This window comes from Mesorhizobium sp. M7A.F.Ca.US.005.03.2.1 (assembly GCF_003997795.1).
In the GTDB taxonomy this organism is placed as follows: domain Bacteria; phylum Pseudomonadota; class Alphaproteobacteria; order Rhizobiales; family Rhizobiaceae; genus Mesorhizobium; species Mesorhizobium ciceri.
On record NZ_RZRP01001108.1, the window covers coordinates 1 to 1,707 of the forward strand.

At 65.9% G+C, this 1,707-nt stretch carries 2 protein-coding genes; both read left to right on the forward strand.

Translation table 11 applies throughout. From position 1 onward, the window contains the following. On the forward strand, positions 1-1,230 hold a 1,230-nt coding region (gene fliF, locus EN991_RS35165), incomplete at its 5' end, for a flagellar basal-body MS-ring/collar protein FliF (RefSeq protein ID WP_127370447.1). A gap of 3 nt (positions 1,231-1,233) precedes the next feature. After that, on the forward strand, positions 1,234-1,707 hold a 474-nt coding region (locus EN991_RS35170; protein ID WP_127370448.1), incomplete at its 3' end, for a hypothetical protein.

Sequence of the window (1,707 nt, forward strand, 5' to 3'; positions counted from 1 at the left end):
ATCCAGTCGATATCGGGCATCAAGGCGGCGCGGGTCCACATCGTCATGTCCGAACGCGCCAATTTCCGCCGTGACGAGCAGCAGCCTTCCGCCTCCGTGGTCATCCGCTACGCCGGCATCGACGCCGAAAAGAGCGCCATGTCGATCCGCCATCTCGTCGCCGCCGCCGTCCCCGGCCTGTCGGCCGACAAGGTGACGGTGCTCGATTCCAGCGGCAATCTGCTGGCTGCGGGCGACGACCCTTCCAACACCAGCGCCGCCCGCACGCTCGGCGTCGAGCAGACCGTCGAGGCGCAGATCGGAGACAACATCCGCCGTGCGCTGACGGCCTATCTCGGCCCCGACAATTTCCGCGCCAGCGTCAAGGCCGAGGTCAACACCGACACCCGCCAGACGGAAGAGACCATCTTCGATCCGAATTCCCGCGTCGAGCGCTCGGTGCAGTCGGTGCGCGCCAACGAGAACAACAACCAGAAGCAGGCTTCCACTCCGGCCAGCGTCGAGCAGAACCTGCCCGAGACCCAGGCAACCGCCACCGATGGCCCGCAATCCTCCTCGCAGAACGACCGCAGGGAAGAGATCACCAACTACGAGATCAATTCCAAGAAGATCGCCACCGTCTCCAACGGCTACACCGTCACCAAGATGTCGATTGCCGTGGTCGTCAACCAGCAGCGGCTGACGACCATCCTCGGCAAGGACGCCACACCGGAGCAGATCGCCAAGCGCGTCGCCGAGATCCAGAAGATGGTTACATCCGCCACCGGCCTGGATGAAAAGCGCGGCGACATCATCGACGTCTCGGCGGTCGAGTTCATCGATGGCCTGGATGGCGAGGCGATCCCGCAGGCGGGAATGCTCGATTCGATCGGCCAGCATGCCGGCACGATGATCAATGCAGGTGCCTTCATCGTCGTGGTGTTCCTGGTGGCCTTCTTCGGCCTGAGGCCGATGGCCGCGGCGCTGACGGCAAAGGCTGCTCCAGCCCTGGCAGGTCCCAGCTTCGACGACGTCCAGCGCTCGCTGCCGACGCCGGAGGCAATGGCGGCCACCGACAATGCCGCGGTTGGCGCCTTGCCAGGCACACGCCCAGGCCCCACTCCGCTCGACGATCTTCGCCAGAAGATCCGGCCGGCGCCGCAGGACCGGCTTGCGAGGATGGTCGACCTCAACGAGGAGCGCACCGCGCAGATCCTGCGCAAATGGGCTTCCCAGGAAGTGGCGGTGTAAACCATGCCTTCCGTAGCCCTCTTCGACCTTCTGCCTGATTTCGGCACGCGCGCGCAGCGTGCCGGCCAGCCCCGGGCAGCAGTCGATCCCGAACACAAGCCCGAGACGCCGGCGCCGCAAGCCGATATCGGCACGCTGATCGCCGAGGCGGTTGCCCAGGCGGAGGCAGCGCTGGAGGGCCGCCTGGCGGCTGCGCATGACGCCGCGCTCGAAGCCGAACGCCAGGCCAGTGCTGAGGAAACAAGGATATTTCTCGAAAGCCTTGGCGACGATGTCGGCAAGGCGGTCTCGTTGCACATTGATGCGATGGAGGCGCGCGTGACCGGACTTGTCGCCGGCACGGTCGCCCGCATCATCGGCGGCATCGTCAGCGACGATCTGCAGAAACGTTCGATCGATGCGTTGGCAGACGCCGTCCGCGAAGCGGTTGGCGACGCCGAGGCTGTGCGCATCGTCGTGCGCGGCCCGCTCTCGATG